Origin of the sequence: Mesorhizobium sp. B2-1-8 (assembly GCF_006442545.2) — a bacterium.
Taxonomy (GTDB): domain Bacteria; phylum Pseudomonadota; class Alphaproteobacteria; order Rhizobiales; family Rhizobiaceae; genus Mesorhizobium.
In genome coordinates, this window is sequence record NZ_CP083952.1 from 866,009 (window position 1) to 879,231 (window position 13,223).

The following is a 13,223-nucleotide window of genomic DNA, read 5'->3' on the forward strand; positions in this document are numbered from 1 at the left end:
GGCGGGATCGTCGGCAGGACTGTCGGCGGTCGCCGTCGCGACTTATGCCGGCTCAGCCCTGGGATCCGGCGACACGGCGGGCTTGAGGCGCACGCCCCTGCCGCCTCGCTCGCTGGCCTGGTTCTCGCCGATCAGTTCCACCCCTGCCTCGTCGAGCGCCTGGATGACCTTCATCAGCGTATCGACCACGCCCCGGACCACGCCATCGCTCGCTTCCATGCGCTGGATGGTTGGAAGCGAAACGCCGGCGCGCTCGGCGAGCGTCTTCTGGTCGATGCCGGCCAAGGCCCTTGCGGCACGCATCTGCGCGGCAGTGATCATCGGCCGGAACCCATGTCTGAGTCTGCTGATATAACGTATAATACCTTCATTGTGATGTTTCAAGCATCATTATAAGGGTTTCAGACGTAAGCGTCTTCGCCAGATTGTCCATTTTTCTTCGATACTTCCCGAGGATTTCAAGCTAGGGTGCTGCCCTTCCGGGGCAGGGGTAACGCGGTTGAACGTTTTCAAGACCTTGATGACATCGGCAGGCTTGCTGTCGATGGTTTTGGCGCTGGCGGGCTGTGGCGGGCATCTCATCAACAGATTGATCTGACGGCGGGGTCAGGCGTCGTCGCTCACCGCCTGGCGCCGTTGCAGAAGCCGCGCCACCAACCAGCATAGCATCGCCCAGGCGAAACCGGCACACCAGCCCGCCAGCACATCGGACGGCCAGTGGACGCCGAGATAGATGCGGCTGACGCCGACCAGCACCGTCGTGAGCACCGCCAGGAACAAGACGTAGACCTTGGTCGTCCGGCCCGGCAGGAAGCGCGCCGCCAGCGAACCGAGCGTGAGATAGGTCACCGCCGACAGCATGGCATGGCCGCTCGGGAAGGAAAGCGAGGTCGCGTTGACCAGATGCGAAACCAGTTCCGGGCGCGGCCGGTCGACGCCGACTTTCAGCAGGCTCGACAGCACCTCGCCACCAGCCACGGCGACGAGGATGAGAAGCGCGGTTCCACGCCTGCGGATCAAGAGCAGATAGATGATCGTCGCCGTGGTGACCAGCGCCAGCACGCTGGTACTGCCAAGGCTGGTGATGTCGCGCATCGCCCCTTCCAGCCATGATGGGCCGATGGGAACGCCGGGCTGGCCCGGCTGGCGGAAGGCGAGAAGTATCTCGGTGTCGAAACCATGCGGGGCGGTGGCGCGTGCTACCTCCATGAGTTCCACGAAGCCCCACAGCCCGCCGGCGATGACCAGGCCGGCGAGCAGCACCGGGAATTCGATCCGGTTGAACAGAGTGCCTGCGTTGTCTTTCATCGGGCCGGTACCTCGGTCGTCATATCATCGCCCTTGCAGATAGGGCCCGAGCGTGATCAGCGCCACGGCGGCGATCGCCAGTGCGATGCCGGCCGCCTGCAGCGCGTTGACGCGCTCGCCGAAGAACACCAGCGCCACCACGTTGACCGAGACCAGCTGGATCACCGCCGAGAGGCTGAACGACACCGACATGCCGAACTCGCGGATCAGCCGCAGCATGATCAAATTGCCCAGCGAATAGAGCGCCAGCGTCAGCAGGATCTTGCCCAGGCTCGGCGCCAGGCCCCATTGCTTGGCGGCGGTCGCTGCCAGCAGGAAGATCACCGTCGAAAAGCCAAGCTGCAGCAATCCCGAAAAACTCAATGTCTCGTCCCCCTCGAAGCGGCTTTCGCCTGATATCGCGGACCTTGTTTCCGAAGCGCGCCGAGACGTCAAGCAACGTCGCTCCAAGGAGGGTCTTGGCAAGGGCGAGACTGAAGCTCAATGTGCTGGAATCGCCCGGCATGTCGATAGAAGGGCGGTCAGGGGTCCATGATTCGTATTCTTCAGAAATTGACGCGGCGCTGGAGCGAGCTTTCCCTTGCCCTGCAATTCGTCGTTGCCGGCGGCTTTGGGCTCCTTGTCGTCATGTTGGTCGTAGGGACTTGGGTGACGACGCAGATCCGGGACGGCGTCACACGCAATTCGGCCGCCACGACGGCGCTTTATGTCGACAGCGTGATTGCGCCGCTGCTGCCCGACCTGCGCAAGAACGAGGAGCTCAGCGAATCCGTCAAACAGGCGCTCGACGAGACGCTCGGCCAGGGCGCGCTCGGCAAACGCCTGGCATCGTTCAGGCTCTGGCGCCGCGACGGCACGGTGCTCTACGCGAAGGACACGGAATTGATCGGCCGCCGCTTCGGCCTGAACAAAAATCTGCGTTCCGCCTTCCAGGGCAGTGTCGTTGCCCAATTCGATACGTTCGACGAAAACGAAGACAAGGTGCGGGGCTCGGGCGTGCCGTTGCTCGAGATTTACAATCCGGTGCGCGAACCCTGGTCCGGCGACGTGGTCGCCGTCACCGAATTCTATGAGGTCGCGACCGATTTCAAAGCCACGCTGGCTTCCGCCCTGCGGTCGAGCTGGCTGGTCGTGGCCGGCGCCACCTTGACCGCATTCCTGCTTCTGTCGGGCATCGTCCTGCGCGCCAGCCGCACCATCGATGACCAGCGCGGGGCGCTGCGCCGGCAGGTGTCGGAGCTGCAAGGCCTGGTGACGCAGAACAGCGCCTTGCGGCAACGCGTGCAGCGGGCGTCGCGGCGCGCCACCGCACTCAACGAAAGATACCTGCGGCGGATCGGCGCCGACCTGCATGACGGCCCTGCCCAGCTCGTGGCCCTGGCGGCGCTGCGCATGGACAGTCCTGTGTTTACCGGCGACGGCCATGGCAGCGAAGGTCGCTCGACCGAGGTCGCCATGATCCGCAAGACGCTGGAGGACGCGATGCGCGAGATACGCGGCATCTGCAACGGCCTGGTGCTGCCGCAGATAGAAACGGCGGCGGCGGCGGATGTGTTGCGGCTGGCCATCGAGGAACATGAGCACCGTACCGGCACGTCGGTGAAGCTGACGCTGCCCGGACATTTGCCCGAGCCCGGCGCTTCTGAGAAGATCAGCATCTATCGCTTCGTGCAGGAGGGGCTGAACAATGCCTACCGCCACGGGCGGGGCAAGGATCAGGCGGTGCGTGCAGGAATGAAAGATGGCAGGCTTTTCGTTGAAGTGTCGGATGGCGGGCCGGGCTTCGATCCGGCGCGGGCCGAGGGGTTGGGGTTGGCCGGCCTCAGGGAGCGAGTCGAAAGCATTGGCGGACAGTTCGAAACCCTGAGCGGGCCGAAAGGCACGAAGCTGGTGATCCGTCTTTCGGTTGAGGAGCAAGCATGATGGGCGCAATCCGCATCGCCATTGTCGACGACCATCCGCTGTTCCGCGAAGGCGTGACGCGCAGCCTGTCGGAGATCGGAGGCTTCGAGATGGCCGGGGAAGGTGCGACCGCGCAGGACGCGGAACGCATCGCCTCGACCGTGCAGCCCGACATCTTGCTGCTCGACATTTCGATGCCAGGCGGCGGCCTGGCCGCGGTTGCAAACATCCTTGCCGACCATCCCGCCCAAAAGATCGTCCTGTTGACTGTTTCAGAGGCCAATGCCGATGTGACCAAGGCCCTGAACGCGGGGGTGCGCGGCTATGTCCTCAAAGGCGTCGGGTCGCGCTCGCTCGCCGATATCCTGCGCAACGTGGCGGCTGGCGAAAGCTATCTTTCGCCGATGTTGTCGGCCCGGCTGCTTTCCGATGTGCAGTCCCTGCAGCCTGCCAACGGCGTGGCGGACCGGCTGCGGCAACTCACCGGCCGTCAGACCGAAATCCTGCGGCTGGTGGCGGAGGGGCTGAGCAACAAGGAAGTCGCCTTGCGCCTGGAGCTGCAGGAGAAGACCGTCAAGCACCACATGACGGGGGTGCTGTCGAAACTCAACGTGCGAAACCGCACTGAAGCAGCCCTCATGATGCGCGAGTTTCGCGACCGCGAGCGGGACTTCTCATAGGGCGGTTCAGCGTTTGATCGCCGAGTCGCTCCAGCTCTTGTTTTTACGCATTCCGCCAGGAAAAGCGCTACGCCGCGCAAAAGGAGGTCACCTCCGCCGGGGGGCGGCGGAGGTGACGTGTGAAACTGGTCGTTGCCTGTTGACCAGCTTCACAAGGCCGAAATTCGCAGGGCCGAAATTCACAGGCCCTTGAGACGGCTGACATCGGCCGGTGTGGCCCGGCGGTCGATGATCGTGCGGCCCAGCCCATCCTTCATCCTGAAACGGCCGTTCTCGATGGTTTCCGTCATGCCGTCGGGGTGCTGAACTGAAATCTTGCTGCCGTCCACGTCGACCTTGTCGCCGGTCGTGGCGTTGACATGGCTGGAGTTGTTGTCGCCCTGCCCCTTGCCTTTTCCGTTGTTGCCGCCGCCGCTATTCCCGTTACTGTTCCCGCTATTCCCACTATTCCCACTGTTGCCGCCGCTGCCGCCGTTGCCGTTACCACCGCCGTTGCCGCCACCATTGCCGCCCTTGTCGGCATGTGCGGTCGCGGCATCGATTCCGGGCACGAAACCATGGAAGACAACTCCATAGGGGGCGACGGTCAGCGCCAGAAGCGCCGCCGATCTCAGAGCCAGACGGCAACAACGGGCCGTGATCGATCCGTGCATACTGATCTCCGTCGATTGAGCCGGCGCGCCCACCCCAACGTTGCAGTGCAACCAACATCGCCGAAAGACGTGGGGACCGGAAGCGACCTCCGACCGTTGCGTTTCTCTCTCAGGACCTTTGCAGGCGCAAGGTTGGACCAAAGTCCCAGACCCGGCATGAAAAACGGTATCGTGAGGGAGCGGCAGTGCCGATATCCTGTCACGAAAATGTGATCAGCCGACTGTAAGGCGTCGAACAGGCAACAAGCTCCAGCACTCCAAGCCAGAGGCTCCCATGACCGAACATCGCACCCCCGACGCCCGATTCCGCACCAGCCTGCTCGAGGAAAACGAAGGCCAGGCCAACAATCCCAGCGAAAACCGCACGATGGGCGAGATCATCGCCGCACGTTTTTCGCGCCGTGGCTTCCTCAAAGGTTCACTTGCCGTCTCGGCGATCGCCGCCACTGTCAGCCCGCTGGCCATGATCGCCGCCGGCGATGCCCGCGCCGCGGACGGCTCCGCCTTCAAATTCGACGAGCTGGAGGCCGGCATCGACGACAAGCATCATGTCGCGCCGGGCTACGACGCCGACGTGTTGTTGCGCTGGGGCGATCCGCTGTTTGCCGATTCGCCGGAATTCGACCCGACCAGGCAGTCGGCGCAAGCCCAGGCAAGGCAGTTCGGCTACAACAACGACTATGTCGGCTATATCCCGATCGACGGTTCGGCCGAACACGGCCTGCTGGTCGTCAACCACGAATACACCAACCCGCATCTGATGTTCCCGGGCCTCGTCAAGATCGTCGAGAAGGACGGCAAGAAGTCGGCCGAGGTGGCGCCGCTCTCGAAGGAGCAGGTCGATGTCGAGATGGCCGCCCATGGCGGCACCATCGTCGAGATCCGCAAGGACGGCGGCAAGTGGCAGGTGGTGCGCGACGGCAAGCTCAACCGCCGCATCACCTCCAGCACCGAGATGGCGCTGTCCGGCCCGGTCGCCGGCCATGACCGCGTCAAGACCAATGCCGATCCGTCGGGAACGAAGGTCTTCGGCACGATCAACAACTGCGCCGGCGGCGTCACGCCCTGCGGCACCTATGTGATGGCCGAGGAGAACATTCATGGCTATTTTTCCGGCGAGCTGCCGGAAGGCCACAAGGAAGCCGCCAACTACAAGCGCCTCGGCATCCCGGAAGGCGCCTATGAATGGGGCGCGCATTACGACCGCTTCAATCTCGCCAAGGAACCGAACGAGCCCAACCGCTTCGGCTGGATCGTCGAGGTCGACGTCAACGACCCTAATTCGGTGCCGCGCAAGCGCACCGCCATGGGTCGCTTCAAGCATGAGGGCGCCGAATCGATCGTCGCCAAGGACGGCCGCGTCGTCTTCTATCTCGGTGACGACGAGCGCTTCGACTATGTCTACAAATTCGTCACCAAGGGCATGTTCAACGCCGGCGACCGCGCGGCCAACAAGGACCTGCTCGACGACGGCACGCTGCATGTCGCCAAATTCGCCGAGGACGGCTCGGTCGAATGGATGCCGATCGTGTTCGGCCAGGGTCCGCTGACGGCGGAAAACGGTTTTGCCGGCCAGGCCGACGTGCTGATCGAGACGCGCCGCGCCGCCGACCTGCTTGGCGCCACCAAGATGGACCGGCCCGAGGACATCCAGCCCAATGCCGGCAACGGCAAGGTCTATGTCATGCTGACCAACAATTCCAAGCGCAAGGCCGATCAGGTCGACGCCGCCAACCCGCGCGCCGGGAATGCCTTCGGCCATATCATCGAGATCGTCGAGGACGGCGGCGATTTCGCCGCCACCAAGGGCAAGTGGGAAGTGCTGCTGAAATGCGGCGACCCGTCCGTGGCCGATGTCGGCGCCACCTTCTCCACCGCGACGACGGCCAATGGCTGGTTCGGCATGCCCGACAATTGCGCGGTCGATTCGGCCGGGCGCCTGTGGGTCGCCACCGACGGCCAAGGCCCCAAGGCCACCGGCCGCACCGACGGCCTGTGGGCGGTGGACACGGAAGGACCGGCGCGGGCGACCTCGAAACTGTTCTTCCGGGTGCCGATCGGCGCCGAGATGTGCGGCCCGCTGTTCGCGCCGGACGATCGGACCGCCTTCGTCGCCGTCCAGCATCCGGGCGACGGTGGCGAGGACTGGGAAGCGTTTGGCCGGCCCTCCTATTACGAGGACCCGTCGACCCGCTGGCCCGACTTCAAGCCCGACATGCCGGTGCGGCCGGCGGTCGTGGCGATCACCAAACAGGGCGGCGGCAAGATCGCCGTCTGACGTCGGGCGAGACAAAGCGGGAGGGGCTTCGGGGATCCGAGGCCCCTCTTTTTATGTGCGGTATTGTATTCAAGCCTCGGGAAAGATTGGCGCGTGAATTGGCTCTCACCCTCGCTTGCCCTCAACAATGCCGGCAAGGCCGACGAGGAGATGCCGACCGAGGCTGTCGGTTCCGACTACTGGAGCCGAAATCAGCGTGAGGTGCCCGGATGGCCGGGACCGGCGATCCGCCCAGCTATCGCCCTGGCCAAAATGGCGGCATTGGCGAAGCAGCCGCGGATGCTCGGCCGCATGCCGGTGAACCACAGGCCGGGCAGTTTCGGATCGGCCTGGCCGCCGTTGAAGAGCGGAACGCCCTTCTCGTCGAGGACGCCGAGATCGCCGACCATGCGCTCCAGCCCGGTGCGGTAGCCCGTCGCGGCAATGACGATGTCGGGAGCGATCAGGCTGCCATTGGCCAGGATGACGCCATCGCGGGTGAACTCCCGTATCCCCGGCACCACCACGATCCTGCCCGATTTGATGGCATCGACGGCGCCATCGTCGGCGGCGATCGCGGTATAGTCCGAGGTCAGGCGGCTGGCGCCGCCGGCGGGCGCGGGCGGCAAGCCGAATTTGGTGAGATCGCCGAAAACCAGGCGCTGCGTCACCGCCATGACCGCATCGGCGACGCGCAGCGGCAGGCGCGCCATGAGCGGCGAGAGGCGGTGCACGGCGATCTTGCCGACGCGCTTGGGCAAAAGAGCGGGGCCGTTGCGGGCCGACAGCCAGACAGCGGCGGTATCGATGCCCGCCAGATGATTGAGGGCGTCGAAGCCCGAATTGCCGGCGCCGACAACCAGCACCTTCTTGCCCGCATAGGCCTGGGCGTCGCCGAAATCCGCCGAATGGATGATCCGGCCCGCGAACGCCTGCATGCCCTTCCATTGCGGCGTGAAGGGTTCCCTGTCGCGGCCGGTGGCGACAACGACATGACGCGCCAGGCGCAAGCCGGCGCTGGTGCGCACGATCCAATGGTCGCCCCCGGACGTGATGGCCTCGACGGAGACGCCAAACTCCACCGGCAAACGGTTCGCCTCATGGAAATCGCTCATATGGCGGATGACGACATCCCGGTGCGGAAAGGCGGGGGTACCCTTGGGATAGGCAAGGCCGGGCAGCGCCGAGAGATCGCGGTGGGTGTTGAGGTGCAGCTGTTCGTGGCGCCGGCGCCAGGGCTCGGCCAGCCGGCTTTCCTTCTCCAGGATCGCCGTCGCCACGCCCGCCTTCATCAAGGCGTGCGCGACAACCAGCCCGGCGGCGCCGGCGCCAATGACGATCGCCGGCTCGACCGCCACCACCTGCTCCATCATCGTCTGGGGTGTCGTTTCAGCCATTCACTCTCGAATCCCATTCGCCCTTGCGGCAACCCCGAAGGCTCGCAGGTCGCTGTAACCGTTTGATCGCGCCGAACGGCAAATCGATGCCGATCTTCGATGACCCCGCGCCGAGGCGCGGTCTCGCTTCCGGAGCATTCCGCCGCCCGGGTGGAAACAGGGCGCGGCATCGCGGCCAAAACAACGACATTGAGCGGATTACCCGCTTCTGTCCGAATACATCCACCCTATATGGCATATCGGCGGCATCGGCGATAATCAGGTCGCGGCAAAGTGATTGATTCGAGGTCCCGGGGGCTGGGGGATCTCGTCACGGACGCGGGCATTCGAAACCGACAGCCGATTTCGGCTGCCCGCGAAAAATCAAGGCGCCGTGGCGCGTCTTGTGTGTCGGCGGACACGTCGCGCCACAAACGGCACGCGGAATCTCGACCATGCCCTCCTTGCGGATCTATTTCGACAACATCCTCGAGGGTGCCTCGCCCAAGGTCGAGCGCCGGGCGCTGACGCATGTCGAACGGCTGGCGCTGGTGCGCCGCCATGGCGACTTCTCGCTCGCCTATTCCACCGCCGTGCAGCCCAAGCTTTCCTATTTTGGCGACGCCGACGGCTACATCGCCTTCGGCACCAAGATGAAGCATCATTTCGCGCTCGGCGATCCGGTGGCGGCGCCGGCGCAGCGGCCCGATTATATCAGACGCTTCGTCGAGAGTGCCGGCGGCCCATGGTTCGTGCAGATCGGCGAACAGACCGCCCAGGTCCTTGCCGGCCTCGGCTACAAGGTCAACCGGCTGGGCATCGATACCTGCCTGCCGCTGCCCGAGCATGATTTTTCCGGCAAGCGCAACGAGACGGTGCGTTATTCCGAGCGCTGGCTGCTGAAGAAAGGCTTTTCGTTCGAGGAGGACAAGCGCACGATCCACCTCGACGAGATCTCCCGGCTCTCCCAAAACTGGCGCGGCGACCGCATCGTCAAGCGATGGGAGATGGGTTTCCTCAACCGTCCGTTTTACGATCAGCTCGGCACGGACATGCGCCGTTTCGTACTGCACGGTCCCGATGGCGGCCTGGTCGCGCTGCTCGATTTCGATCCGATGTTCGCCGACGGCAAGGTGATCGGCTACACCACCGCCTTCAAGCGCAAGCATATCGATGCCTCGCCGCATGCCGAGATCGGCCTGACCAAATTCGCCGTCGACCGCTTTCGCGAGGAAGGCGCTTCGGTGGTGACGCTCGGCCTGTCGCCGCTCGTCGATGTCGGCCCGAGCGGATTTGCCGAAAGCGACTTCTGGCGCAACACCTTCCAGCGCGCCTACGACTCGCCCTGGGTCAACCGCCGCAGGTTCAACCTGCAGGGCCAGGCGGCGTTCAAGCGCCGCTTCCACGGCGTCGAGGAGCCGGTCTACATCGCCTTTCGCGAGGGGACCTACATCGAGATGCTGGGATTGCTGCGGCTGGTCAAGGCGATTTGAGATCCGGCGATATTCGGGTGAGGCCGGCCTGACCTGAATTTCAGCAAATGTCGGCTGCGGCTCAGATCGCCTTCACCCGATCAGTTGCGCAGCCGGTAGCCGGTCCGGAAGATCCAGGCGACGATCGCGATGCAGACCGCCAGAAATACCAGCGTCATGCCTAGGCTGATGCCGACCGAGACGTCGGCCTTGCCGTAGAAACTCCAGCGGAATCCGCTGATCAGGTAGACCACCGGGTTGAACAGCGTGATCGTCTTCCAGATGCCGGGCAGCATATGGATCGAATAGAAGCTGCCGCCGAGGAAGGTCAGCGGGGTGACGATCAGCAGCGGCACCAACTGCAGCTGCTCGAAGCTTTTCGCCCAGATGCCGATGATGAAGCCGAACAGGCTGAAGGTCACCGCCGTCAGGATCAGGAAGGCGAGCATCCAGAACGGATGCTCGATGTGCAGCGGCACGAACAGCGAGGCGGTCGCCAGGATGATCAGGCCGAGGATGATCGACTTGGTGGCCGCACCCCCGACATAGGCGATGACGATCTCCAGATAGGAGACCGGCGCCGACAGGAGCTCGTAGATCGAGCCGACGAATTTCGGGAAGTAGATGGCGAAGGAGGCGTTGGAGATCGACTGCGTCAGGAGCGACAGCATGATCAGTCCCGGCACGATGAAGGCGCCGTAGCTGATGCCGTCGATCTCGGTGATGCGCGAGCCGATGGCCGAGCCGAAGACGACGAAATAGAGCGATGTCGAGATGACCGGCGAGATGATGCTCTGCAGCACGGTGCGGAACGCACGCGCCATCTCGACCCGGTAGATCGCCCACACTGCACGTAGATTCATGGCTGCGCGCGGATTCATGGCTCTTGCCTCAGAAGATTGACGAAGATCTCTTCGAGCGAGCTGTTCTTGGTGTCGAGATCGCGGAACTGGATGCCGGCCGCCTCGAGATCGCGGATCAGCGAGGCGACGCCCGGCCGGTCGCTCTGGTTGTCATAGGTGTAGGTGAGCTGGTTGCCGTCCGGCGACAGTTCGAGCGCGTAGTTCGAGAGCCCATCGGGCACGCTGCCGAGCGGGGCGCGCAGCTCCAGCGACATCTGCTTGCGGCCGAGCTTGAGCATCAGTTCGGCCTTGTCCTCGACCAGGATAATCTCGCCGCGATTGATGACGCCGACGCGGTCGGCCATCGCCTCGGCTTCCTCGATGTAGTGCGTGGTGAGGATGATGGTGACGCCGTCCTCGCGCAGCCGGCGCACCATCGCCCACATGTCCTGGCGCAGTTCGACGTCGACGCCGGCGGTCGGCTCGTCGAGGAACAGGACGCGCGGCTCATGCGACAGCGCCTTGGCGATCATCAGCCGCCGCTTCATGCCGCCCGACAGCGTGATCGCCTTGGAGTCCTTCTTGTCCCACAGCGACAGATCGCGCAGCACCTTCTCGACAAAGGCCGGATTGGCCGGCCTGCCGAACAGGCCGCGGCTGTAGTTGACGGTTGCCCACACGGTCTCGAAGGCATCGATGGTGAGTTCCTGTGGCACCAGCCCGATCAGGCTGCGCGCAGCACGATAGTCCTTGTTGATGTCGTGGCCGTCGACGGTGACGGTGCCCGACGAGCGGTTGACGATGCCGCAGACGATCGAGATCAGCGTCGTCTTGCCGGCGCCGTTGGGACCGAGCAGGGCGAAGATCTCGCCGCGCTCTATGTCGAGACTGACTTCCTTGAGCGCGGTGAAGCCGGTGGCGTAGGTCTTGGAGACCCCGGAAATGGACAGAATGGACGGCATGGTTGAAAACGGCTGCCTGAAAGAGGTGACTTGATATAGGCCTGTTGTCGCCCAGTGCAACCGCAAGTCAATGCCTTGCTGCCAGTTCTGGACATCGAAGCCCGGGGCTGGCCGGAAATGCGTCGCTTGCAACCGGCAAAATTGTCCTGTGGCGTTCAGCCTCGCGGCGGGACGCCGCTTTGACCTGATCCCGCTTCGGGCCTATCCTTCGCCAATATTGGAGCAATTCCAGGAAAAGTGTGAAGCGGTTTTCCCGGGAAAAGCGCATAACGCTTTCCCTAGGGAATTGCGTCGAAATACATAATACGCAGCCGGAGCCCGCCATGGACTCGCTTATTCTCTCGCGCATGCAGTTCGGCGCGAATATCTCGTTTCATATCCTGTTTCCGACGATCACCATTGCCCTTGGCTGGGTGCTGCTGTTCTTCAAGCTGCGCTACAATGCGACCAATGATTCCGCCTGGATGCGCGCCTATTTCACCTGGGTGAAGGTGTTCGCGCTGTCCTTCGCCATGGGCGTCGTGTCGGGCGTCACCATGAGCTTCCAGTTCGGCACCAACTGGCCGGGCTACATGCAGCATGTCGGCAACATCGCGGGGCCGCTGCTCGCCTACGAGATCCTCACCGCCTTCTTCCTCGAGGCGGCGTTCCTCGGCATCATGCTGTTCGGCTTCCGCCGCGTCTCCAACCGCGTCCACACGCTGGCGACGGTACTGGTCGCCGGCGGCACCACGCTGTCGGCGTTCTGGATCATCGCGCTCAATTCCTGGATGCAGACGCCGGCCGGCTTCGAGATGCGCGACGGCGTGGCACACGCCGTCGACTGGTGGGCCATCGTCTTCAACCCCTCCATGCCCTACCGGCTGGTGCACATGCTGCTCGCCTCGGGGCTCACCGTGTCGTTCCTGATCGCCGGCCTGTCGGCGCTGCGCTACCTCAAGGGCGACCGTTCGGAATCGATGTGGAAGGCGCTGCGCACCGGCGTCTTCACGGCCGCCATCCTGATCCCGATCCAGATCCTGGCCGGCGACCAGCATGGGCTGAACACGCTGGAACACCAGCCGCAGAAGATCGCCGCCATGGAGGCCAACTGGAACACCGGCCCCAACGTGCCGCTGGTGCTGTTCGCGCTGCCCGACGAGGCGGCCAAGGAAAACAGATTCGAGGTCACGATTCCGGACGGCGCCAGCGTTATCCTGCGGCACAGCGCCGACGGCGTGGTGCCGGGGCTGAACGATTTCCCGGGCAACCATCCGCCGGTCTTTCCACTGTTCTGGAGCTTCCGCATCATGGTCGGCACCGGGCTTTTGATGCTCGCCGTCTCGTGGTCGGCCGCCTTCTTCCTCAAGCGCCGGCATTCGCTGCCCAGGCCGCTCGCGCTGCTGATGGTGCCGATGGCGCTGTCGGGCTGGCTGGCGACGCTGGCCGGCTGGTATACGACCGAGATCGGCCGCCAGCCCTGGCTGGTGACCGGCGTGCTGAAGACCGCCGACGCCGTCGGGCCGGTGGCCGGCAGCCATGTCGCGCTGACGCTCGTCATCTATCTCCTCCTCTATGTGCTTTTGCTGATCGCCTATCTCGGCGTGCTGGTGCATCTGGCGCTGAAGGCGGCCAAGGATGGCGACACCTCGCCGCTGCCGGGTGTTCTCAACGCAGCGCTGTCGCAGCCGGCCGCGGGGGAGTGAGCATGTTTTCATTGCAGGTTTGCGCCGCCCCTCACCTGCCTGCCGGCATCCTCTCCCCGTATAGTGACGGGGAGAGGGGCGCTATG

The 13,223-nt window shown here is 64.2% G+C and carries 12 protein-coding genes; 5 read left to right on the top strand and 7 right to left on the bottom strand.

Going from position 1 to position 13,223, the window contains the following annotated elements; all coding sequences use genetic code 11:
* Window positions 1–42 precede the first annotated feature (42 nt).
* The 3 genes from FJ970_RS04125 to FJ970_RS04135 all read right to left on the bottom strand — a co-directional run bounded on the left by FJ970_RS04125 (window position 43) and on the right by FJ970_RS04135 (window position 1,671).
* On the bottom strand, window positions 43–321 hold the full coding sequence (locus FJ970_RS04125; protein ID WP_140765203.1) for a helix-turn-helix domain-containing protein: 279 nt from the start codon (window positions 319–321) through the stop codon (window positions 43–45).
* A gap of 285 nt (window positions 322–606) precedes the next feature.
* Entirely contained in the window at window positions 607–1,308 is a 702-nt protein-coding gene (locus FJ970_RS04130; RefSeq protein ID WP_140765201.1) for a phosphatase PAP2 family protein, read from the bottom strand.
* A 24-nt stretch (window positions 1,309–1,332) separates the two neighbouring features.
* Window positions 1,333–1,671: a hypothetical protein gene (locus tag FJ970_RS04135; RefSeq protein ID WP_140765229.1), complete on the bottom strand. Its 339-nt coding sequence runs from the start codon at window positions 1,669–1,671 to the stop codon at window positions 1,333–1,335.
* Between the two features lie 168 nt (window positions 1,672–1,839).
* Here FJ970_RS04135 and FJ970_RS04140 point away from each other — a divergent pair, with 168 nt between their 5' ends.
* Both FJ970_RS04140 and FJ970_RS04145 read left to right on the top strand, forming a co-directional pair.
* Window positions 1,840–3,231 (top strand): sensor histidine kinase, encoded by a 1,392-nt coding sequence (locus FJ970_RS04140; protein WP_140765199.1) that lies wholly within the window; start codon window positions 1,840–1,842, stop codon window positions 3,229–3,231.
* A complete protein-coding gene (locus tag FJ970_RS04145; RefSeq protein WP_140765197.1) occupies window positions 3,228–3,890 on the top strand; it encodes a response regulator in 663 nt (220 codons plus the stop codon). Before FJ970_RS04140 ends, FJ970_RS04145 begins: the two co-directional genes overlap by 4 nt.
* 179 nt (window positions 3,891–4,069) lie before the next feature.
* Here the strand turns inward: FJ970_RS04145 and FJ970_RS04150 are convergent, their stop codons facing one another.
* Window positions 4,070–4,543 (bottom strand): hypothetical protein, encoded by a 474-nt coding sequence (locus FJ970_RS04150; protein WP_140765227.1) that lies wholly within the window; start codon window positions 4,541–4,543, stop codon window positions 4,070–4,072.
* Between the two features lie 274 nt (window positions 4,544–4,817).
* Between FJ970_RS04150 and FJ970_RS04155 the strand changes: the two genes are divergently transcribed.
* Window positions 4,818–6,821: a PhoX family protein gene (locus FJ970_RS04155; RefSeq protein WP_140765195.1), complete on the top strand. Its 2,004-nt coding sequence runs from the start codon at window positions 4,818–4,820 to the stop codon at window positions 6,819–6,821.
* Between the two features lie 191 nt (window positions 6,822–7,012).
* Here FJ970_RS04155 and FJ970_RS04160 read toward each other — a convergent pair whose 3' ends face one another.
* Window positions 7,013–8,197, bottom strand: a complete 1,185-nt coding sequence (locus FJ970_RS04160; RefSeq protein ID WP_140765193.1) for a flavin-containing monooxygenase — start codon at window positions 8,195–8,197, stop codon at window positions 7,013–7,015.
* Window positions 8,198–8,631: 434 nt separating this feature from the next.
* Here FJ970_RS04160 and FJ970_RS04165 point away from each other — a divergent pair, with 434 nt between their 5' ends.
* A complete protein-coding gene (locus FJ970_RS04165; protein ID WP_140765191.1) occupies window positions 8,632–9,669 on the top strand; it encodes a phosphatidylglycerol lysyltransferase domain-containing protein in 1,038 nt (345 codons plus the stop codon).
* An 80-nt stretch (window positions 9,670–9,749) separates the two neighbouring features.
* On the opposite strand, the gene FJ970_RS04170 is transcribed toward FJ970_RS04165, so the two are convergent.
* Window positions 9,750–10,511: an ABC transporter permease gene (locus tag FJ970_RS04170; protein WP_027146438.1), complete on the bottom strand. Its 762-nt coding sequence runs from the start codon at window positions 10,509–10,511 to the stop codon at window positions 9,750–9,752.
* Between the two features lie 14 nt (window positions 10,512–10,525).
* Window positions 10,526–11,452: an ABC transporter ATP-binding protein gene (locus FJ970_RS04175; protein ID WP_140765189.1), complete on the bottom strand. Its 927-nt coding sequence runs from the start codon at window positions 11,450–11,452 to the stop codon at window positions 10,526–10,528.
* Window positions 11,453–11,775: 323 nt separating this feature from the next.
* Between FJ970_RS04175 and FJ970_RS04180 the strand changes: the two genes are divergently transcribed.
* Window positions 11,776–13,137, top strand: a complete 1,362-nt coding sequence (locus FJ970_RS04180) for a cytochrome ubiquinol oxidase subunit I (protein WP_140765185.1) — start codon at window positions 11,776–11,778, stop codon at window positions 13,135–13,137.
* Window positions 13,138–13,223: the final 86 nt, after the last annotated feature.

What these genes read in the sequence shown, in the direction of transcription:
- FJ970_RS04125 (WP_140765203.1), bottom strand. Translation starts at nt 321, where the DNA reads ATGATCACTGCCGCGCAGATGCGTGCCGCAAGGGCCTTGGCCGGCATC.
- FJ970_RS04130 (WP_140765201.1), bottom strand. Translation starts at nt 1,308, where the DNA reads ATGAAAGACAACGCAGGCACTCTGTTCAACCGGATCGAATTCCCGGTG.
- FJ970_RS04140 (WP_140765199.1), top strand. Translation starts at nt 1,840, where the DNA reads ATGATTCGTATTCTTCAGAAATTGACGCGGCGCTGGAGCGAGCTTTCC.
- FJ970_RS04145 (WP_140765197.1), top strand. Translation starts at nt 3,228, where the DNA reads ATGATGGGCGCAATCCGCATCGCCATTGTCGACGACCATCCGCTGTTC.
- FJ970_RS04150 (WP_140765227.1), bottom strand. Translation starts at nt 4,543, where the DNA reads ATGCACGGATCGATCACGGCCCGTTGTTGCCGTCTGGCTCTGAGATCG.
- FJ970_RS04155 (WP_140765195.1), top strand. Translation starts at nt 4,818, where the DNA reads ATGACCGAACATCGCACCCCCGACGCCCGATTCCGCACCAGCCTGCTC.
- FJ970_RS04160 (WP_140765193.1), bottom strand. Translation starts at nt 8,197, where the DNA reads ATGGCTGAAACGACACCCCAGACGATGATGGAGCAGGTGGTGGCGGTC.
- FJ970_RS04165 (WP_140765191.1), top strand. Translation starts at nt 8,632, where the DNA reads ATGCCCTCCTTGCGGATCTATTTCGACAACATCCTCGAGGGTGCCTCG.
- FJ970_RS04170 (WP_027146438.1), bottom strand. Translation starts at nt 10,511, where the DNA reads ATGAATCTACGTGCAGTGTGGGCGATCTACCGGGTCGAGATGGCGCGT.
- FJ970_RS04175 (WP_140765189.1), bottom strand. Translation starts at nt 11,452, where the DNA reads ATGCCGTCCATTCTGTCCATTTCCGGGGTCTCCAAGACCTACGCCACC.
- FJ970_RS04180 (WP_140765185.1), top strand. Translation starts at nt 11,776, where the DNA reads ATGGACTCGCTTATTCTCTCGCGCATGCAGTTCGGCGCGAATATCTCG.